An 18,964-nucleotide genomic window follows, 5' to 3' on the forward strand; every position below is an offset into this window, starting at 1 on the left:
ACAGGCGATGCGATGCGGCTCTCGCAATCGCGGCGGAGCCGGTTCGCGCACAGCATCCATAAGTACGGCAAACGCGTTCGGCTCAGGACAAAGCCCGCGCTGCGGCCCGAAGCGACGTTTGCACGAGGAGCTTGAGCCCGGTGCTTTTGTGGGAGGGGCTTGAGCCCCGACGCTTTTGGCTCAGCACGCCAACGGCCTTCGAAAAGAGCCGCAAGATTCGAACGAAGAGCGCCGGGCTCAAGCCCCACCCACAAAAGCCTGGCCACCGCTTCGGCGACGACGAGATCAACTACGCGCGAACCGCCGATGCGATGTACCCACCGCCACTGGGCCGCTGACGCATCGTCCGCGGCCCAGGGTGCACCGGCCTTTAATGCGGCGCGTCTTCCAACACGATGTCGTCGAGGTAGAAGCTGGCGTTCAGATGGGCGGCACCGGACACGCCCACCAGTTGCACCCACACACTCGCCGTCAACGCCGGCGGCTGCACCACGGCCGACACCTGGGTCCACTCGTCGCCGACCGCGCCCATCGACACATCGCTGAACGAGGTGTCCTCATCGCCGGTCGCCGGCGTGCCGTCTTCCTTGTTCCAGCGCAGACGCACCCGCGCGTTGTCCGGCAGCGTCGGCGTACCCGCTACATGCTTGACCCAGAAGCTCAGCCGCTTGCGGCCGTTGTCGGCCAGATACCCCGGATGATTGCCGACCTGCACGCCCCAGTAATCGCCTTCGGCCACCACCTGCAGACTGTGCGCACCGCCGTGGCCGACATCGGCGCGGGCGACGCTGCTGCCGTACCACGGCGTCCACAGCCCGATCGATGCTTCCAGCGTGGCGGTCGGCGGATCGAGCAGATTGAACGGCGAGCCATCGGTGGTGCTGCCGGTGTCCTGCAGGTACGGCGCGGCCTGCCAGGCGCTGAAGCTGATCGCTTCGCCGTAACGCTTGGCGAAACGCCAAGGGCCGTAATAGTGGTTATTGGCGAAGCGATTGTTGTTGTTGAACATCACATCGCTCTGTACCTGCTGCACGGTGTAGGGCGACCAGCTCAGGTTGTTCTCGCCGGTGGCGTACAGCGCCTGGGCGCCGCAGAAACTGGAACTGCCGCACGGCACCACCGCCGGATCGAAGTAGAACTCGTTGCCGGTCACCTCGATGTTCTTGGCGTGCCAGCGGCAGTCGCGCTGCAAGGTCGCATCGCTGTTGATCTGGGTGTAGCACGGATGCAGGTGGCTGACCGGATCGGGGTACTTGCTCGGATGCGCCGGATCCGGGCGTTCGATCAGGGCCGGGTGCACGAACGGCGTGCAATAACCCTGGCTGGTGTTGCCGTTGGAATTGCAGAAGCGGTTGGCGTTTTCGTAGATCGAAACGCCGGAGAAATTGTTCTCGAAGTAATTGTCGTAGATGCGCAGCAGGGTCGAGCCGCTGATATCGGACGGCAGGCGATCGTCGCCGCCGGACTCGGACAGATAGATCGCCGGCGCCGGCGCGCCGCGGTCGGAATTGCCCGAGGCCCAGCCGTTATTGATGAAGGTGTTGGCGCGGATGGTGGCGTTGTAGCTGATCTCGTACCACAGGCCGACCCCGTCGTTGTCGCGCAAATAATTGTTCTCGAACAGGAAATCGATATTGTTGGTGTCTGCCCACAAACCGGTGCCGCGATTGTCGTGGACGTAGTTGCCGATCACCTTGGCGCCGCGCACATCCCAGAACTTGCCTCCGCCGGTGCAGCCGCACTTGGTCGAGGTTTCCCAATCGTCGGTGTTGTTGCCGGCGATCTCGTTATAGCTCAGCTCGATATCGACGATGGCCGAACGTCCCGGCACCGGTTGCTCGAGGGTCGGCGGGCCCAGGCTCTGCAACGGCTTTCGGTACATGCTGAAACCGTACTGGCCGTTGTCCTTCAGGCAGTTGAAGCGAACCTTGTTGTGGCTGCCCAGGAATACGCCGGCGCCGCGGTTGTTGACGATGGTGTTGTACTCGATCGTCCAGTGTTCTCCCGCATCGTGATTGACCACGCCCTGGTCGAAGTTGCCGTTGTCTTCGGCAGGGTTGTCGCTGTAGCGGCCGAAGTTGCGGATGGTCAGGTAACGGATCACCACGTTCGATGCGGTGCTGGTGAAGGCGTAGCGGTTGCTTTTCTGCCCGTCCAGGATGGCGTCGGGCGCGCCCAGATACGTATTGCCGTTCTGGGCGATGATCTGGCCGTAGATGTCGGTGCTGAAGGTATGCACGCCCGGCGCGAACCAGAAGGTCACGCCGGCGCGCCTGAAATCGAAGCTGCGGTTGTCGCCGGCCGGGACCACGATCGCGCCTTCCGGCGGCGTCGCCGGGCCGCTCGGCATCACTCCCGGCGCGCAGTAATTCGCCGGCGGTTCGCTCGGCCACATCAGACCCGCGTGGGCCTGGCCTTCGCCGCCGATGCGCGGCGACGCGGCGGCGGGCGGGCTCAGCGTCGCGCTCGACAGCGCGCCACCCAACAGCAAAGCCGGCAGCGCGCGCAACGCACGCCCAAACCGGAACGTTCGATTACCTGAGTCGATAGCCACTGCGAAATCCCCTGGACGATGACGGTGTGGAAGTAACGGTGTGAGCGCCGATACCGGCGGCGCGGCGCCGACCGAGTCGCGCGCGCCCGCGGACGCTCCCCGCCCGGTTGCACGCTCGCGCCAGCCGTAAATGCCATGCACCGTCACCCCGGCGTAGTGGCCGCTGTCATGCCTGAACCGAGTTGTGATACCGGTCGCGATAAAAACCCGGATTCGGGCCCGCCGGCTGGCCTGCCGCCCGGGCGTTTCGCGTCGCGCGATTCGATCGGTGATCCCGCTGCGGACTCCGATGTTCTGCTCACGCGCTCGGCTCAGCCGCGCCTGCGGCGATCGTCGTCGGCGATCGGCCGCGAAACGCGCCGACCTGCTTTGATCGACCTGCTTTGATCGATCTGGTTTGAACGATCCGGTTTGCCCGCATTTGCGCTTCCGCGCGCCTTATCCAGCGCATAGCCCCAATTGTCGCCGGCGAGCATCCGGCCTCGCGATCGCGGGACAACATCCGCGCAGACCCTTGGCTACCTTGCCCGCACCTTCGCAATGAACAAGGAACGCGCATGACTCCGCATCGACCCCGCTTCGCACGCCGCCTGCTCCCACTCGCCTGTTCGCTGTTGACCGTCTGCGCCAGCGGCGCGGTCCTGGCCTCCGACAGCAGCGAGTCCGCGACCGCGCAGGGCCTCAACCGCGGCGAAAACATTCTCCATCGCATCTGCGCGCGCCAGTTCGACATCGCGCAGAAAACCGACATGGAATCCTTCCGCGACTACGACGCCGACACCTTCCGCGCCGTGCACCACGAACGCGCCATGACCGTATTCGACAGCGGCGGCGTGGTCGTCGGCCTGGACGCGATCATGACCGCGCTGGCCGGCCATTTCGCCCGCCGCGAGGCCGTATGGACCTGGACCGAACGCCATCGCGTCGTCGACGGCTGCCGCTCGGCCTACATCCTGTACGAAACCGAGTATGCGATTCCGCGCACCGGCTACCGCCAGCGCGCGCTGACTGGGGTGACCTACAGTCACGATGGTTTCAAATGGCTGGCGATCGCCGATCAGGGCACCAAGCTGCCGCCGTGAAAGTCTCGGCAACGCAGTGAACGTTGAGGAAAGGCGGCCGTCGGCCGCCTTTCCCGTTGCGATCGGGCCGATTCACCGGCGGCCTCTCGTGTCGACCGTCGATCAATGCCGATCGTGTTCAGAACGTCCTGCAGCAGCGCACGTAGGTCTGCACATTGCGCGGTGTGCTGTTCTGGTTATCGACCCAGGTACGCCAACCGTTACCGACGGGAATGGTCATCACCCAGATGCCCGGAACGCCCAGGCTGCCTTCGTGGAAGAAATAGCCGCCGCCGGTCGCGCTGCGGTCGGCCGGGCAGTAGGCGTCGACGGCGGTCCAGGTGTTGAACGGCGCCGGAGTGACCGCCGATGTGTAGGTCGCGCAATCCAACGGGGCCGCCAACGCGGTCGGAATCCAGAGCGCGGCCGCCAGCGATGCGGACGTGGCGAGGGTGCGGATCGTGCTCGTGCGATGGTTCATGATCAAGCTCCTTTTGATGGGTCGAAAATCACTACCGGGGGAAACCGGAGCACGGGCGCAAGCGCTCGGCCGTGAAGGCGGCGCCTTCATGCGGCCGAGGCTGCGCCGCGGTCCGGCATTGACAGGCCACCCAGGCGACGGCCGCGGCCGTCGCTGCATGGCGCATCAAATCGAAAGGACCGGTGTAAGCCGCTCGCCACGCGCGTGGATTGCAAAGCGCAGACACGCGCATGGCGCACGTTCGCCTTGCGCGGCGACCGGTTGGCTGAGGATCGAGCGGGTCGTTTGAACCGGATCGGTCGAACTGGACCGGGTCAGGTCAAGCGCGAGCGCGCCGGGGTCCGATGATCGCTTGGGCCATACGCATTCCTTGGCGGCGGGGGCCGTTCCTTGGGGCTGGCCGCGCGGCGCGCGGCATTCGGACGCATCGCGGCAATCGCGGTTATGGGCCGCGACAGTCTGTACAACGAGAGCACCGTGCCATGCAGGACACGCGGCGCGAACGCGACCGCCCGGGAACGGCCGGCAGCGCCCCCATCGGTCGCGCCGGCCCGCGTGGACATGACCAATGGGACGGGAAAATCGCCGCCCTCGCGATGCGCGCGACGCGATCCATCGCGGCGCTCGCCAATATCGGCCATCGGTGCAACCGTCGCGCGCCCGCTGGTATCAGTTGTCTCGACACCGATGCAAAGCGCCTGTGCCGCATACCCGCTCCCAGCCTCAACGCCGGAACCCATCCATGAAAAAGACCGCCGCCCTGTTCGCCGCACTGCTGTCCGCCAGCCCCACCGTGATGGCCGCGCAATGCAAGGACACGTCCCAATACGCCGACGCCCGCGCGGTGATCCAGGACCTGAGCCGCATCGTCGCGCCCAACGGTGTGCAGGAAGCCTACGCCGCACGCATCGGTGGCATCGAGCAGTGGATCAACGTGCGCGGCCAGGACAAGGGCAACCCGATCCTGTTGTTCGTCCATGGCGGCCCGGCCTCGCCGCTGATCCCGACCATGTGGCAGTTCCAGCGTCCGATCGAGGAATACTTCACCGTGGTCAACTGGGACCAGCGCGGCGCCGGCAAGACCTACACCCTGCAAGATCCCGGCACTTACGCCGACACCCTGCACATCGACACCTACGTCGCCGACACCATCGAGGTCGCCGAGTACCTGCGCAAGCGTTACGGCAAGCGCAAGATCGTGCTGGCCGGTCACAGCTGGGGCACGATCCCGGGCATGCAGGCCGCGCTCAAGCGTCCGGACCTGTTCTACGCCTACGTCGGCATCGGCCAGGTCATCAACGTGCGCGAGAACGAGCGCATCAGCTTCGACTTCGGCATGGAGCAGGCCAAGAAGCTGGGCAATACCGAAGCGGTCAAGGAAATGCAGACCATCGCGCCGTATCCGGGCGATCAACCGATCACCCGCGAGCGCATCATCACCGCGCGCAAGTGGGCGCAGCACTACGGCGGCCTGACCGCCTACCGCAACGAATCGAGCTATTTCTATCGCGCGCCCAAGCTCTCGCCCGACTACGCCACCGATTGCGACCGCGCCGCGGTCGATGAGGGCAATGTGTTTTCGCTCGGACGCATCCTGCCCGAGTTCCTGGCGACGGACATGAGCCAGGTGCGCGAGTTTCCGATTCCGGTGGTGATGTTCATGGGCCGCCACGACTACACCACCCCGTCGCAGCCCACCGAAGCCTGGCTCAAGCGAATCAAGGCGCCGTACAAACAAGGCGTGTGGTTCGAGAATTCCTCGCACATGATGCAGTGGGAGGAGCCCGGCAAGGTGTTGACCAGTCTGCTGCAGTACGTGCGGCCGCTGGCCAAGGACACCGCGCGCTGAAGCCGCGCCGCCGGCATCGCCGGATCGATCCATCACCGCACGATGCATCCAACGACGACCGCCGACGTTCGAAACGTCGGCGGTCGAGGGCAACCTCAGCCCTTGACGCAGCTGACCTCGGCCACGATGGCTTGGTAGAAGCAGTTCACTTCGCTGCTGACCACGCGAAAACCGGTGGCGGTCGCGCCCTGGGCCTCGCAACGGGCACTGAGCTCGGCGTGGACCTGGCCCCTCAGGTCTACGAAGTCTTCGCCTACCGACGAAGCAGTCCCGGTCTCCTTCCAGCTCGAAGCGGCAAAAGCGGTACCCGACGCGGAAACGCAGACAACGGCAAGCACGAGCGCGCGAATGGAATTACGCATGTTCTGGACTCCAATGATGAGGGATTTGAGCGGAGCGTCCGGCTCGTGCCGGCGTCCGCTGCCACCTGGCGAGTGATCGCCTGGGAAGCGGGCCGGATTGCAGCACGGGAAAATAATTACGTCAGCAACGCTTCAACCGCTCATTTCGCCGCCGAAAGCGATCGACCGATCGATGCGCTGCGATCGCGCGCCGCCGCCACAACATTTTTTTGACGTGCCCTGACAAGCGCTCGATATGCGCTTTGCGATGCCAAGGATGCAGCCATCGTTTGTACGCATGGCCGGCCGTTCTTCGCGACTGAAGCATGCGGCTGTCGCATCGAAGAGAAGAAGTTCTCAGCGTCATCAGTGTCTTGCTCGCTAGCTCCGCGAGATCGGCGTGGGATCGACTGCCGAACTGGACGGGAATTCGCGATCGAATCCGCCGAGCGGATGCGGATCGATAAAACTCACATCGACGCATCGCGAAAGTCACATCGCATCGCAGCTCGATTCAAGAAAATCGGACGGATCGATTCATGGCCTCTTACGATCGGATAGCGTGGTTCAATTCATTTTCGTACTCGTCCGAACGGCGAATGCAATTCAGTCCACACTTCCGCCGACGCCAGCGCTCTGACGATTTGAGACATCAGGCAGATTTCGCGCACTGGGATGTCTTGCGACCGGCGGCTCGGCCTCGTGCCTCATCGCCGCAAGCCCAGTCCCAGTCCGCGGATACGATGGCGCGCCGGCCGGGTCTCCGGCCACGAACGCGGCCGGCGCAGACCGATGGCTGCGCACGCCGAGTTCCCCGGATGCCGCCCGGTCTTGCATGGCCGTCCACGCCGGCGCGGCTGGTCCGGACGGCCGCGCTCGGCCGCCCGATGCGCTCCCGCGACCCCGCATCGGCGGACAAAACCGGCCAAATCTGGGCCCGCCCGTCGCCTGCCGCGAGGCCGTGGCCGAAACGGTATCGGCGCACAGATTTGCGCCATCGCGCGGCCTAGGCTGCCCCATTCGGCCCCCGTCACGCCGCTGTCGCGCAGGGCGTCTGGCCCCAGCTCTCGTTCCTCCGCTCGCATGAGCGCCACCAGAGAGAGTGCGATGAAACGAATCATCCTCCACAGGCCGGCGAACCGGGCGCACCCGCGCGCGCTGCCCGTGCTGTTGTTGTTGGCCGGCCTGGTCCTTCCGGCCGTGGCCGGAGCCACCTGCAACACCGAAATAATCAATCAGAAGACCGTGGTCACCGCCACCGTCGTGCTCGGAGTCAGCGAGCGCTGCGTGGCGCCGATCGCGGCGTTTCCACCGCCGTTCACCTGCTTGACCGAAGTGGTCGGCATACGCTCGGGCGGCAACGAATCCACGCACATTTTCGACACCGGGCTGACCGATCTCGCCGCATGCACCACCAGTCCGAATGAGTACTGCTACGCCGACGGCGACGCGCCGCCGTCCGGCGTCGCATTCGAATGCGTGGCCGAAGTACAGCGGGCCTTGCTCGACGTGCTGCCGGCCACGGCACGCTCGGAGTGCGGCTGTGCGTCGCTCAAGGGCGCTGACCACTGATCGTGCTCGGCACGGTTCATCGGCTCGCGCCACAGCGAGCCGGTGAAACCGACATCGCGGTCAATTCCCGCACCTCGCCAGGGCTGACGCCCGGGCTGACGGCGCGGACGCTGCCGCGCACGCCTCGTCCATAGGTGCAATACCCAAGCGCTCGCCGCCAGGCTCACCATCGGCACGGTACCGCTCCCAGTCTGCGAACCGCTCCCGAGGGAACCGCCATGTTCCGCAACAGGCCAAGGTCGACGTCGATGCCGCGCGCGCGCTCCACCCTTCGGTTGGCCGCGGGCTACGCATGCGGCGTCGTGATGAGTGCGTGCTTGCCGATCCTGGGCGGCGGCGCATTGCTGATCCCGTCTACCGCGATGGCGCTCGATTGCGGCAGCCACAACGGCTTCACCTGCCAGGGCGCGGCCAGCCAGTATGCCGGCGGCTTCGATCCCGGCGTCGGCAGCGGCGGCTTCGGCGGCGGCGATTGCATCGCCACCCGCACGCCGGTGGTGTTCGTCGCAGGCAACGGCGACAGTGCGATCAGCTTCGACATGCCGCCCGGCGCGGTCGATGGCTACACCGCTCCGTCCCTGTCGGTCTATGACGAACTCAAGGCACGCGGCTACAACGATTGCGAACTTTTCGGCGTGACCTATCTCGACGCCGACGAGCGCGGCTCGCCGCAGTACAACTACCACCAACCGGCCAAGTACCAGATCCTCAAGCGTTTCATCGACAAGGTGAAGCTCTACACCGGGCGCAGCCAAGTCGACATCGTCGCCCATTCGCTGGGCTCGTCGATGAGCCTGGCGATGCTGAAGTACTACGGATATCAGGCCAGCGTGCGCCGCTTCATCAGCATCGGCGGCGGCCTGCGCGGTTTGCAGACGTGTCTGAGCACCGGCTATCAGTCGCCCTATGCGCCGACCTGCAACGCCGAGGCCTACGTCTTCCCCTACGACTACTACACCTTCGGCCTGTACCCGAGCACCGGCGTGGCCTATTACGGCTACAACCGCTGGACCGGCAGCGGCAGCGGCAGCCTGCGCGCGATGCCGGCGATGTACTCCGGCATCGCGTTCTACGCCATCACCGCCGGCGCTTACGATCAGGTGCAGTGCTTCACCACCAGTTACTCGGCCGGCTGCGCCAACGGCGGGTTGTTCGCGGCCTCCAGCAACCTCAAGGCGCAAGTCGATATCGGGTTCGGCAGCAGCGCTTACGCTTACGACTGGGATTGGAGCGACGGCAGTCCGTACAACCTCGGTGGCGGCGACACCAGCAGCGGGGTCGGCCATTTCCGTTCCAAGACCCACGCCGGGCGGATCGTCTACAACATGCTCGCGACCACCTGCACCACCGGCTGCGCCAATGGCTATGCGGGCGTGAACGGGCCGGCGGTCAATCGCTGACGCGACGGGTTTGCGTGCGCCGTCGCGCATGAGTATGTGATCGCTTACGCAAACAGACAGCGCGGTCGGATTTTTCTGGCCTTCGCGCCCGCCGGGCACCGTTGGCAGTAGAGCCGCCAAGTCCGGGCGGCCATCGACGTCGCCGCGATACCGTGCGCCTGCGCGCGCGGCGCGCCGGATGCAGCGCACGCGGTCCCGTTTGCGCCCAGGCCAACGATGAAGGAATTCGACATGACACGTACTTTGATGATCGCACTGCCGATCTTGTTCGCGGCCGCGGCCGCCACCGCGGCCCCTCCGGCGAAAGCGCCAGTGAACACCGCCGACGCCTCCGCTTTTCCAAAGGCCGCCGCCACCGCCTGCTCGCTGCCGCCCAAGACCACCGGGTTCACCTTCTGGCAGAGCTGCAACGATGTATCGTTGACCGGCTGCACGCTGCAAGCCTCTTGTCGCAAGACCAACGGAACCTGGCGCAAGACCACCTTTGACATGAGCAAGTTCCACCAGTGCTATTCCGACTTCTTCGGTGGGCGCAATCTGGTCAACGAGAACGGAACGCTGTGCTGCGGTTACGCGGGCACGCCGCAGATCTGCGGAACCTGATGCCGCATCGTGGGTTGCGCATCGGGCGGGCTCGGTCCTGCCCGGTGCGACCGACATCCGTTGCGCGCGAGCGTCGATTGGCGCCGCAGCCCTCTTCCTTCCGCCGCGACACCCGCCTGCGCGAGCCAATGCGCGAGATCCAGAGGCAACGCGTCATCGGCCAGACGCCGCTGTGTTCCGCGCACCACCGTATTCACCGATGCGCCGGTGGTCGCGATCCGATACGCGGGAATATGCAGACCGCATGGTTCCGCCCGCGCCAGGGCAGTGGAAACCGTCGTCTTTCCGGAGCCCGGAGGCCCCGAAACGATGACTGCCGAATTCATCGGGCGACTCCGTCGATCGTGATATCGGCCCACGATGCGACGGACCGGACGATCTCACCAATCCAGCGGGAAGAATCCCCAGCAATCGGCGGTGTCGCGCGCGACCGCATTGCCGAAGCCGGCGCAGATCTGCCGCGCGGTGGCGACGTCGTCCGCGTACGCCGCATCGTTGGTGTCGGCCATCGCATGCGACATCTCGTGCAGCACGGTTTCGCCCTTCATGAATTCGCTGACGTTGCGGAACTTGGAGTTCAGCACGATCTTGAACGCCAGATCGGTCGCCGGCTTGACGATGACCGGGACGAGGTTGTGGAAGAAGGTGTAATCGTGGGTACCCTGATCGATGTTGGCCCGCACCTGTGCCCAGGTCGCGCGGAAGCTGTTGGGATTGCTCGGATCCACGTCGCCTTCGCTGTTGGGGAAGATCACCGGCGGACGCGTGCTGGCGTATTCGCGGCTGTCGTGATCGGACACGTCGGCGTAACTGACGTGCACCGTCCAGGTGTTCAACGCGGTGGCCATCGCCCGGTAAACCGTCGACAGCCGGTTGACGAACTGCAGATCGGCCGCGTTCAAGGGAAAGTTCACGCCGAAGTAGCGCTGCAACGCCGCGCGGATTTGCGCCGGCTCGCCGCCCAGGCCCAGATTGAGCAAGTCGCGGCGATGAAAGCCACTTCTGGGATTGAGCCATTCCCCCGCCTTGCGCGCGGCGACCACCGCATGATCGAAGGCCGCGCCGACGCTGGCTTCGATCTGCGCCTGACCATGATAGATACGCGTCATTTTGTTCTCCTGATATCGCTACTGGAACGGCGCCGGCCCATCGATCGTCGATGCCGGCTGCCGGAATACGCGCGTCGCGCCGACGCGGTGGACAACGCTCCGCACGCTCCTGTTCGAACGCAGCGATGGACCGGCTGTGAATTCAGGCGGGTCCGGTCGGGCCGAACCCCCGCCCACAAAACTCCCGGCCCGGTCGACGGCGTCGCCGCCATCCCGCAGTCGCGGCTTGCGCCGCTCCTACCCGGAGCCGACTGTAGGAGCGGCGCAAGCCGCGACCGCGGCGACACAATCGCGTCGGAACTCCCACGTCGGCTGTTGTGGGAAGCAATTCAGCCCCGACCGACGACGCGATGCGGCTCCAGATCACCGCATGGCGACCGGATAGCGCCCGAGTTCAAGCTCCCTCGAGACTTCAAACTCCGCAAGGCTTTGTAAGAAGCGACGCACGTTCTGTAATGCGCCAAACCGGACACAGGCATTTGCATCCGCCGGCCTTCCATGCGATACGGCTCGCAGCCCGCCGGCGTCCCGAGCGCGACACCGGGCGGCCCGTATCCTCTCCGTCCGCCAATGAGGCCCGCACCATGACCAAGCACGGCATCCTGGGTTTGCTGTTGTTCTGCCTACCATCGTTCGCGTCGGCCCAGGACGAGGTGTTCGATCTCCACGTCCACCTGTGGCAGGGCGAAAAATCGTTGCGCGAATACACCGAGCAGCTGCAATCCACCCATCAGACCGTCGCCCGTCACGGCGCCATCCACATGGCCGTCAAGGGCGAGATCGCCGAAACCCGGCGCAAGAACGACGAGTTGATCGAACTGTCCAAGCGCCACCCGAAACTGATGCCGATTCCGTCGGTGCATCCACTCGACGGCCAGGCCGCCATCGACGAACTCAAGCGACTCGCCGGCTTGGGGGTGAAACTCATCAAACTGCATCCGCATACGCAGGGGTTCGCGATCACCGACCCGAAAGTGCGCGAGTTGTGCAAACTGGCCGGCGAACTGGGCGTCGCGGTGCTGTTCGACAATTTCAACATCGTGCCCGGCGATAGCCAGAACCTGTTCAATCTGGCGATCGGCCTGCCCAAGACCCATTTCGTCTTCGCCCACATCGGCGGCCTGAACTTCCGCTTCTGGAACAGCTTGTTCATGGCGCGCACCGCCAAGGATTTCTTCTTCGACAACATCCACTTCGACATCTCCGCCACCATGGTGCTGGTGGCGGATTCGCCGCTGGAGCAAGAATTCGTCTGGACCCTGCGCAACGTCGGCATCGACAACGTGATGCTGGGCTCGGACTACCCGCAGCTCACGCTCAAGCAGACGCTCGATGCCTTGGAGAAGCTCGACCTGACCGCGGAAGAGAAGCAGAAAATCCGCTGGGGCAACGCCAACCGGTTGTTCCCGGACAAGCGCTAGGCGCATGCATCAAAAACGCGTTGGTGCCGATGCGTCCGGCTGGTGCCGATCCATCCGGCTAGAGCCGATACGCCCCGACTTCGCGTGCCTGCTCCAAATGAGCGGCAACGCACGATTGATCTACGATAAAGGCCCAGCGCGCCGCCATCGACGCGCCGCAGGCATATTCAACGATTAGCGCCGGCTTATCCGCCGAGCAGATCAATCCCGGATCCACGCCGATGGAAATCGTAAGACTCTGCCCTGTCCGGCTCGCCGGACTGAGTGGAACAACGAACCCCTTCCGATCATCCATCCAAGCGGAAAAACGATCGTTGAGTGCGACGACCTGTTTTTTATCGACCACGACCTGCGGTAAAGACACTTCGAAATCGACAGTAAGTTCTGCCTCGGCGACGACCCGGTTCCGGCACCAGAAATCTCCTCCGACCGTCAGAGCGCACAGCACCGTCCCGGGAAACGAGTCGACGGGAGTACCGACCAAAACGACGGCCTCTCTTCCACTGGAAGACCTGATATCGATCAGTATTGCTTCATCGCGATCTGCCACTCAGATTTCCTTAACGCATCCAGTCAATCTCTCGAAGCGGCCACCCTGAAACTACATGCCTCCATCCAATCAGAGGCATTACGCTCCACATGGTCACCACCAGCCTGATCAAAACCGCAACCTGAAAACGAAGACGGCCAATTGGAGCAATCTCTGCTCGATCGCTTCAATACTAAAGAGTTCGTTTACCTCAACATCGCAAAGTGAAGTAAGAGACAGACGCAACAAGCTTGTTGTCGGACTGAAAGACCACTGCGCTCAGCGATGCGCCAGGGCGAAATCGATCGCCGCGCGCACCGCCGCCGCCTGCGCCGCGTTGCATTGCTCGGGCGTGGCGCGCGGGCTGTCGGGGTAGACCTCGGTGGTGGTGCGGTAACGCGCGTCGGTGATGCCGGCGCACAGGCCCAGCGAACGCACCGGGTAGTTGATGACGCCATGGGCGACCACCGTCGAGCCGATGATCTCGCCGCTGGCGTCGGCCGGAGCGATGTGGGTGACCTGCTCCACCGCCGCGATCACCGCCTGCTGGAACTCGGGCTGCGGGTCTTCGCTGTCGCCGACCAGATAGAAGCCGTCGGGAATTTCGCCCGGATCGTAGTCCTTGCCGTCGCGCGCGGCCAAGGCCGGGCGGAACTCGGATTCGTCGGTGTCGGTGGTCTCGTGCAGGTCGATGTGCATCAGCACCCCGGTGCGCAGCGGAGCGACGAGCCGAATCAACGCCGCCGATTCCTGCGCCGGGCTGTCGGCGCGGAACGAGCGATTGGGGTCGATCGCATCGATGTTCCAACGGTGAATGCGCTCATACGCCCACGGGCTGACGCAGGGCGCGATCAGCAGGTTGGCCCGGCCCGCATAATCGGCGGCGTAGCGGTCGACGAACAACAACGCGCCGTGCACGCCGCTGGTCTCGTAGCCGTGCACGCCGCCGGTGACCAGCATCGTCGGCAGATCGTCGCGCCAGTCGCGGCTTTTGATCGCGAACAGCGGATACGCATCGGGGGCGTAATCGAGACGGCCGTATTCGGACACGTCGAAGCGCGAACGCAGCGGCTCGACCGCCGCGATCACGTCGTCGCGATAGCTGCGATGACGGATCTGCTGCGAGCGCCACTGGGCGACTTCCGCCGCGCCCCAAGGTTGGCCAGGGGTGCCGATGGGATAGAAGGCTTGCGTATTCATCGTGGCGATCGCCTTGTGTTGCGTTGCGGAATGGCCGGCATTTTAGCACCCAAGCGCTTCTGCGCCGATGCTCCGCTGACGCGGCGGGCAAGCGCCCGGCGCCTACAGGTAACGCAATGCGATCGCTGCCACCACGAGATAACGCACCGTCTTGGCGACGCCGACCAGCAGCAGGAATACGCGTAAGCGCTCGCCCATCGCGCCCGCCGCCAAGGTCAACGGGTCGCCAATGATCGGTACCCAGCTCAGCAACAAGCTCCAGTGGCCATAACGCACGTACCAGGCTTGAGCACGCGTCAGCGCTGCGGGCTTGACCGGAAACCAGCGTCGGCCGCTGAACCGCGTGAGCTTGCGGCCCAGCCACCAGTTGATCGTCGAACCCAACACGTTGCCGACGCTGGCCACGGCAATCAACGCCCACGGGTTGTAACCCTCCACGATCAAGGCCGCCAAGGCGGCCTCCGATTGCGCGGGCAACAACGTGGCGGCGATCAATGCCGCGGCGAACAAACCCAGATAGACCATCGTGAGGATTCTAGCGGCGAGGTCGCTTGAATGCCGCGGTCGCGGCTTGCGCCGCTCCTACAGGACGAGTCCGTCGCCTCCATCTGTCCTGTAGGAGCGGCGCAAGCCGCGACCGCAAACCCACAACCGCCACGCCGCCGTCTGCATGCGATATCTATCGCTCGAGAAACCGTCGCCGTGCGAACCACTGGAGGTCAAGGCCGAGTTCTTCTCGACTGCGACGCTGATATGCGTTCTGCCGCCTTACAGCACAGGCTATTTGCGCGGCGTGTTCGCCCATCAACCTTTGTAACCGGCGACATCGAGCGCCGGCCCTTTCCGGGGCCGGCGCTCTGGTCGGATCGAACCGCCGGACGCGCCCGTGAGCGTCTCCCGGCCGGCCGGGAGCGGAAGTCCCGACGGCCGCCTACAGGCATAGACTGCTGTAACCGGGGCCGCCAAAGTAGAAGTGCTGCTCCCAGGCGCCCACGCTCGAGTGCAGCTCGATGTCGTAGCACGCCGGATCCGTCACGTGGGTGCTCATACCCGTGGCTTGCCGATAAAAGTTATTGGTGTCGACGTAACGCACGGAGCGTTGATAGGCGGCTAAACCGAAGCCTTGCCACGGCCAGCGGCCACTGCCCATGTCGGTGCGTGTGTGGCGATTTTCGGCCCTGTCATCGATGATCTCGCCACCGAAACTTACGCGCTCGCCTTGGCTACGCAGCCCTTTGTCGTCGAACAACTCCCGCGGGTAATAGCCGATCCAGGTATCGAAATAGCGCAGCCACCAATGACCGGTGGGGCCGTCCTTGTACCACAGCAGCTTGAGGATCTTCTGAGTCCCCTCGGCGACGCTGGTCGGCGCAAGAGCTCCGCCGATGTAGACCGAGTCGTCGACCTGGATGAAGGCCTCGCAATCCAGGTTGTAGCAACCGGCGCCTTCGTCTTTGTAGTTGTCCGGCGTGAAATAGATGAACAAACGCGGGTCCCAATCTCCGTATTTCTGCCTGTACTTCTGCCAACCGCCTTCGACGGTCTCGCGATCGTCGTCGGAACCGCGCACTACCCATATCTGAGACAGACTGAATTCCGTGGATTGTTCCGTATACGGCCGCCACAGGTTCAACACCGATTCGCCGCCCCAGTTGGCGACAAAATTATGGGCGGTGGCGTACTGATGCAGATCGTCCGGACCGTGATGCGGTTTATCATCGAACAAATCACTGCCGCGACCGATATGCGTGGGTACTTTCTGCAAGAAATCGTTCAATGTGCTGAAGCGAGTCAGCATCTCCAGCGTCAGCCGCCGAATGGGAACTGATCCGCCGGGGCACGATGGCGCAGTCGTGCCATAGCTCTGCTTCGCCGCGTCCCCCAGCGGCCAGGTATCGTCGGTGGCGGCCGGACGTTCCATCTTGGCTTCGAACGAAGGCCGCAACTGCAGCTTGTGGTCCTTCATGCCTGGCTGCAGCAAGGCCGGCTGCTTCTCGCGATCGACGCAGTCGACGATATCGCCCTCGGGCATGACCAACGTGCCGACTAGGCCGATGCGGACCGCATGTTCATCGACATAGCGCTGCATGCGTTCGAGCTCCACACCGCTCACCGGCGGACCGGGCAGGACATCGCGTTCGTCGCTGCCGGTGTCGGGAATATCGGAGACGTCGCCATAACGGTTGGCCTCGAATTCCGCTCCAGCCGCATCCAGCGTCGCCAAACCGCATAGCACGAACAGCGCGATCGGCGATACGCGGCGTAAATAGCGGGAGAAACGTTTAGGTACGTGATTGAGGTGCATGGTCTTCCTCCTTGGTCGAGTCGCTCCACGGCCCGCGCGATGACCGCCCCATCGGCGGTGCAGATCGCAGTCCAATACGCCGAACGGCGATTGGATACGCGGGTCCCATCCAGGCCAACGCGGGCACTGGCGCAAGCCGGACAGCGATAGCGATCCGACGATGCGATGCAATGCGATGCAATGCGATACGACTCGATGCAATGCAATGCGATGCAATGCGATGCAATGCGATGCGATGCAATGCGATGCAATGCGATGCGATGCGATGCGATGGCATGCAATGTGATGCGCTTGCCCGACCTGAAAGGTCATCGACATCCCGTCAAAAATCGCGGCCGCGTCGCCACGAGATCGCCGCGCCGGCAAGAATCCGTCGCTATAAAAAAAGAGGCGGGTTCGCCGGCCGCTATCGACCGACAAACCCGCCTCCGTTTTCTTCGGCCTACTCGGACCGAACGTCGCTTACCAGATCCGCACGCGCTGCTCCGGCGCCACATACATCGCATCGGCCGGCTTCACGTCGAACGCCTTGTACCAGGGATCGAAATTTCGCAGCGGACCGTTGGCGCGGTACTGCCCCGGCGAATGCGGATTGGTCTTGATCAGATTGAGCAAGGCCTCGTCGCGGTACTTGCTCTTCCATATCTGGCCCCACGACAGGAAGAAACGCTGATCGCCGCTCAATCCGTCGATCGTCGGCGCGGGCTTGCCGCCCAGGCTCAGCTGATACGCGGTGTAGGCCATCGAAATGCCGCCCAGGTCGCCGATGTTCTCGCCCATGGTCAGCTGGCCGTTGACGCACACCTTCGGCAGCGGGCAGAACGCGTCGTACTGCGCGCCCAACGCCTTGGTGCGCTGCTCGAAACCGGCGCGGTCCGCGTCGGTCCACCAGTTGCGCTGGATGCCGGCGAAGTCCGACTTGCTGCCCTGATCGTCGAAACCATGGCCCATCTCATGGCCGATCACCGCGCCGATGCCGCCGTAGTTCACCGCCGGATCGGCGTTGAGATCGAAGAACGGTGCCTGCAGGATGCCGGCCGGGAACACGATCTCGTTGAAGGTCGAGTTGTAGTAGGCATTGACCGTCTGCGGGGTCATGAACCACTCGTCGCGATCGGTGCGCGTGCCGATGCGGCGCACCTGGTCGGCGCGCGCGTAGCGGCGCAGCTGCATCGTGTTGGCGATCAGGTCGCCCGGCACGATGGTCACGCTGGAATAGTCGCGCCACTTGTCCGGGTAACCGACCTTGGGCCGGAAGCTGGCGAGCTTGCGGTAGGCCTCGGCCTTGGTCGCATCGCCCATCCAGTCGATCTTCTCGATATTGCTGCGCAACGCCTTGCGCAGGTTCTCCACCAAGGTCTGCATCGCCGCCTTGGCCTGCGGCGAGAAGTGGCGTTCCACGTAGATCTTGCCCATCGCATCGCCCAGGCCTTCGCTGCCGGTGACCGTGGCCACCGCGCGCTTCCAGTCGTCGCGCTGCGCCTTCTGCCCGCTGAGCACGGTGCCGTTGAACGCGAACGCGGCATCGTCGAGCTCACGGCTCAGCAACGGCGCGTTGTTGCGCAGGGCGTGGAAGGTCAGGTAATCGCGCCACACCGGCAACGGCGTGCGGCCGATGATCTCGATGACCGGCTGCACCGCGCTGGGCGTGGCCACGTTGATGCGATCCAGCGCCGGCATGCCCTGCGCCTTCACCTGTGCGGCCCAGTCATAGCCCGGATACTGCTTGGCCAGCTCAGCGAAGGTCGACACGTTGTAGGTCTTGTCGCGGTTGCGCAACTGCGCGCGCTCCCACTGCGGCTTGGCCAGCTCGGTTTCCAGATCCAGCACCGCCTGCGCGCGCGCCTTGGCGTCCTTGACCCCGGCGAAACCGAGCATGCGCTCGATGTGGGCGAGATAGGCAGTGCGGATGCCGACGAAACGCGCGTCCTGATTGAGGTAGTAATCGCGGTCCGGCAAGCCCAGGCCGCCGACGCGCAGGCCGACCAGGTACTGGTCCGGATCCTTGCGGTCCAGGTCCACGCCCAAACGCAGCGGCGCGGTGGTGCCGTCCAGATCGGTGGCGCCGAAGGCCTGGATCAGCGCGTCCTTGGAGTCGATCGCGGCGATCCGGGTCAGCACCGGCTGCAGCGGCGCGATGCCGGCGGCGTCGCGCGCGGCGCGGTCCATGTAGCTGGCGTAGTAATCGCGCAGCTTCTGCTTCTCGCTGCCTGCGGCCAGCGTCTTGCTCTGGCGCAGCTCCTCGATGATCGCGTGCACCTGCGCTTCGGACTGATCGCGCAGCAGGTTGAACGAGCCGAACGAGGTCTCGTAATCCTTGAGTTGATAGGTATCGAGCCAATGGCCGTTGACGTAACGGTTGAAGTCGTCGCCGGGCTTGACCTGGGCGTCGCGCGCGCTGAGGTCGACGCCGAAACTCCCCAACTGCGGCTTGCCCTGGGCCGCGCTGCCGGCGGCATGGGCGGAGGAAACGGCGAACGCGGCGGCCAGCGCCAGGCTCAGGCTCAAACGTGAAGGCTTCATGGGTGGTCCCCGGTGG

General features: G+C 64.4%; 18 protein-coding genes. 6 read left to right on the top strand and 12 right to left on the bottom strand.

The features are described 5' to 3' along the window. Positions 1 to 370: 370 nt before the first annotated feature. Together ACTOWJ_RS26510 and ACTOWJ_RS26515 are read right to left on the bottom strand one after the other, a co-directional pair. On the bottom strand, positions 371 to 2,554 hold the full coding sequence (locus tag ACTOWJ_RS26510) for a right-handed parallel beta-helix repeat-containing protein (RefSeq protein WP_441337622.1): 2,184 nt from the start codon (positions 2,552 to 2,554) through the stop codon (positions 371 to 373). Between the two features lie 311 nt (positions 2,555 to 2,865). Then, entirely contained in the window at positions 2,866 to 3,030 is a 165-nt protein-coding gene (locus ACTOWJ_RS26515) for a hypothetical protein (RefSeq protein ID WP_441337623.1), read from the bottom strand. Between the two features lie 81 nt (positions 3,031 to 3,111). On the opposite strand from ACTOWJ_RS26515, the gene ACTOWJ_RS26520 reads away from it, so the two are divergent. Then, entirely contained in the window at positions 3,112 to 3,636 is a 525-nt protein-coding gene (locus ACTOWJ_RS26520; RefSeq protein ID WP_441337624.1) for a hypothetical protein, read from the top strand. Positions 3,637 to 3,754: 118 nt separating this feature from the next. Here ACTOWJ_RS26520 and ACTOWJ_RS26525 read toward each other — a convergent pair whose 3' ends face one another. After that, the gene (locus tag ACTOWJ_RS26525; protein ID WP_441337625.1) at positions 3,755 to 4,096 is read right to left on the bottom strand and encodes a hypothetical protein; all 342 of its coding nucleotides are present in this window, start codon (positions 4,094 to 4,096) and stop codon (positions 3,755 to 3,757) included. 742 nt (positions 4,097 to 4,838) lie between these two features. Here ACTOWJ_RS26525 and ACTOWJ_RS26530 point away from each other — a divergent pair. After that, positions 4,839 to 5,945, top strand: coding sequence for an alpha/beta fold hydrolase (locus ACTOWJ_RS26530; protein WP_441337626.1), 1,107 nt, complete (start codon positions 4,839 to 4,841; stop codon positions 5,943 to 5,945). 95 nt (positions 5,946 to 6,040) lie between these two features. Here ACTOWJ_RS26530 and ACTOWJ_RS26535 read toward each other — a convergent pair whose 3' ends face one another. Further along, positions 6,041 to 6,307, bottom strand: a complete 267-nt coding sequence (locus tag ACTOWJ_RS26535) for a hypothetical protein (protein ID WP_441337627.1) — start codon at positions 6,305 to 6,307, stop codon at positions 6,041 to 6,043. A gap of 45 nt (positions 6,308 to 6,352) precedes the next feature. On the opposite strand from ACTOWJ_RS26535, the gene ACTOWJ_RS26540 reads away from it, so the two are divergent. The 3 genes from ACTOWJ_RS26540 (at position 6,353) to phaZ7 (ending at position 9,258) form a co-directional block, all read left to right on the top strand. Further along, complete coding sequence (locus ACTOWJ_RS26540; protein ID WP_441337628.1) at positions 6,353 to 6,520, top strand: hypothetical protein; 168 nt, start codon at positions 6,353 to 6,355, stop codon at positions 6,518 to 6,520. An 873-nt stretch (positions 6,521 to 7,393) separates the two neighbouring features. Beyond that, entirely contained in the window at positions 7,394 to 7,858 is a 465-nt protein-coding gene (locus tag ACTOWJ_RS26545) for a hypothetical protein (protein WP_441337629.1), read from the top strand. 305 nt (positions 7,859 to 8,163) lie between these two features. Then, entirely contained in the window at positions 8,164 to 9,258 is a 1,095-nt protein-coding gene (gene phaZ7 / locus ACTOWJ_RS26550) for an extracellular native short-chain-length polyhydroxyalkanoate depolymerase PhaZ7 (RefSeq protein WP_441337630.1), read from the top strand. Positions 9,259 to 9,302: 44 nt separating this feature from the next. On the opposite strand, the gene ACTOWJ_RS26555 is transcribed toward phaZ7, so the two are convergent. The 3 genes from ACTOWJ_RS26555 to ACTOWJ_RS26565 all read right to left on the bottom strand — a co-directional run bounded on the left by ACTOWJ_RS26555 (position 9,303) and on the right by ACTOWJ_RS26565 (position 10,970). Beyond that, on the bottom strand, positions 9,303 to 9,749 hold the full coding sequence (locus tag ACTOWJ_RS26555; RefSeq protein WP_441337631.1) for a hypothetical protein: 447 nt from the start codon (positions 9,747 to 9,749) through the stop codon (positions 9,303 to 9,305). Between the two features lie 78 nt (positions 9,750 to 9,827). After that, positions 9,828 to 10,187 (bottom strand): hypothetical protein, encoded by a 360-nt coding sequence (locus ACTOWJ_RS26560; protein ID WP_441337632.1) that lies wholly within the window; start codon positions 10,185 to 10,187, stop codon positions 9,828 to 9,830. 54 nt (positions 10,188 to 10,241) lie between these two features. After that, positions 10,242 to 10,970 (bottom strand): hypothetical protein, encoded by a 729-nt coding sequence (locus ACTOWJ_RS26565; protein ID WP_441337633.1) that lies wholly within the window; start codon positions 10,968 to 10,970, stop codon positions 10,242 to 10,244. A 584-nt stretch (positions 10,971 to 11,554) separates the two neighbouring features. On the opposite strand from ACTOWJ_RS26565, the gene ACTOWJ_RS26570 reads away from it, so the two are divergent. Then, positions 11,555 to 12,391, top strand: coding sequence for an amidohydrolase family protein (locus ACTOWJ_RS26570; RefSeq protein ID WP_441337634.1), 837 nt, complete (start codon positions 11,555 to 11,557; stop codon positions 12,389 to 12,391). Between the two features lie 58 nt (positions 12,392 to 12,449). On the opposite strand, the gene ACTOWJ_RS26575 is transcribed toward ACTOWJ_RS26570, so the two are convergent. The 5 genes from ACTOWJ_RS26575 to ACTOWJ_RS26595 form a co-directional block, all read right to left on the bottom strand. Further along, entirely contained in the window at positions 12,450 to 12,941 is a 492-nt protein-coding gene (locus tag ACTOWJ_RS26575) for a hypothetical protein (RefSeq protein WP_441337635.1), read from the bottom strand. Positions 12,942 to 13,199: 258 nt separating this feature from the next. Further along, on the bottom strand, positions 13,200 to 14,120 hold the full coding sequence (locus ACTOWJ_RS26580) for a M14 family metallopeptidase (RefSeq protein WP_441337636.1): 921 nt from the start codon (positions 14,118 to 14,120) through the stop codon (positions 13,200 to 13,202). A 102-nt stretch (positions 14,121 to 14,222) separates the two neighbouring features. Then, on the bottom strand, positions 14,223 to 14,645 hold the full coding sequence (locus tag ACTOWJ_RS26585; protein ID WP_441337637.1) for a YqaA family protein: 423 nt from the start codon (positions 14,643 to 14,645) through the stop codon (positions 14,223 to 14,225). Positions 14,646 to 15,051: 406 nt separating this feature from the next. Further along, positions 15,052 to 16,425: a neprosin family prolyl endopeptidase gene (locus ACTOWJ_RS26590; RefSeq protein WP_441337638.1), complete on the bottom strand. Its 1,374-nt coding sequence runs from the start codon at positions 16,423 to 16,425 to the stop codon at positions 15,052 to 15,054. Positions 16,426 to 16,887: 462 nt separating this feature from the next. After that, a complete protein-coding gene (locus ACTOWJ_RS26595) occupies positions 16,888 to 18,948 on the bottom strand; it encodes a M13 family metallopeptidase (RefSeq protein WP_441337639.1) in 2,061 nt (686 codons plus the stop codon). Between the last annotated feature and the right edge of the window lie 16 nt (positions 18,949 to 18,964).

It is taken from the genome of Lysobacter sp. CA199, assembly GCF_052078715.1.
Classification (GTDB): Bacteria; Pseudomonadota; Gammaproteobacteria; order Xanthomonadales; family Xanthomonadaceae; genus Lysobacter.

Coding starts and splice junctions, on each gene's coding strand:
- ACTOWJ_RS26595 (WP_441337639.1), bottom strand. CDS start 18,948: ATGAAGCCTTCACGTTTGAGCCTGAGCCTGGCGCTGGCCGCCGCGTTC.
- ACTOWJ_RS26590 (WP_441337638.1), bottom strand. CDS start 16,425: ATGCACCTCAATCACGTACCTAAACGTTTCTCCCGCTATTTACGCCGC.
- ACTOWJ_RS26585 (WP_441337637.1), bottom strand. CDS start 14,645: ATGGTCTATCTGGGTTTGTTCGCCGCGGCATTGATCGCCGCCACGTTG.
- ACTOWJ_RS26545 (WP_441337629.1), top strand. CDS start 7,394: ATGAAACGAATCATCCTCCACAGGCCGGCGAACCGGGCGCACCCGCGC.
- phaZ7 (WP_441337630.1), top strand. CDS start 8,164: ATGAGTGCGTGCTTGCCGATCCTGGGCGGCGGCGCATTGCTGATCCCG.
- ACTOWJ_RS26570 (WP_441337634.1), top strand. CDS start 11,555: ATGACCAAGCACGGCATCCTGGGTTTGCTGTTGTTCTGCCTACCATCG.
- ACTOWJ_RS26580 (WP_441337636.1), bottom strand. CDS start 14,120: ATGAATACGCAAGCCTTCTATCCCATCGGCACCCCTGGCCAACCTTGG.
- ACTOWJ_RS26560 (WP_441337632.1), bottom strand. CDS start 10,187: ATGAATTCGGCAGTCATCGTTTCGGGGCCTCCGGGCTCCGGAAAGACG.
- ACTOWJ_RS26530 (WP_441337626.1), top strand. CDS start 4,839: ATGAAAAAGACCGCCGCCCTGTTCGCCGCACTGCTGTCCGCCAGCCCC.
- ACTOWJ_RS26520 (WP_441337624.1), top strand. CDS start 3,112: ATGACTCCGCATCGACCCCGCTTCGCACGCCGCCTGCTCCCACTCGCC.
- ACTOWJ_RS26565 (WP_441337633.1), bottom strand. CDS start 10,970: ATGACGCGTATCTATCATGGTCAGGCGCAGATCGAAGCCAGCGTCGGC.
- ACTOWJ_RS26525 (WP_441337625.1), bottom strand. CDS start 4,096: ATGAACCATCGCACGAGCACGATCCGCACCCTCGCCACGTCCGCATCG.
- ACTOWJ_RS26515 (WP_441337623.1), bottom strand. CDS start 3,030: ATGCTCGCCGGCGACAATTGGGGCTATGCGCTGGATAAGGCGCGCGGA.
- ACTOWJ_RS26555 (WP_441337631.1), bottom strand. CDS start 9,749: ATGTCAAAGGTGGTCTTGCGCCAGGTTCCGTTGGTCTTGCGACAAGAG.
- ACTOWJ_RS26535 (WP_441337627.1), bottom strand. CDS start 6,307: ATGCGTAATTCCATTCGCGCGCTCGTGCTTGCCGTTGTCTGCGTTTCC.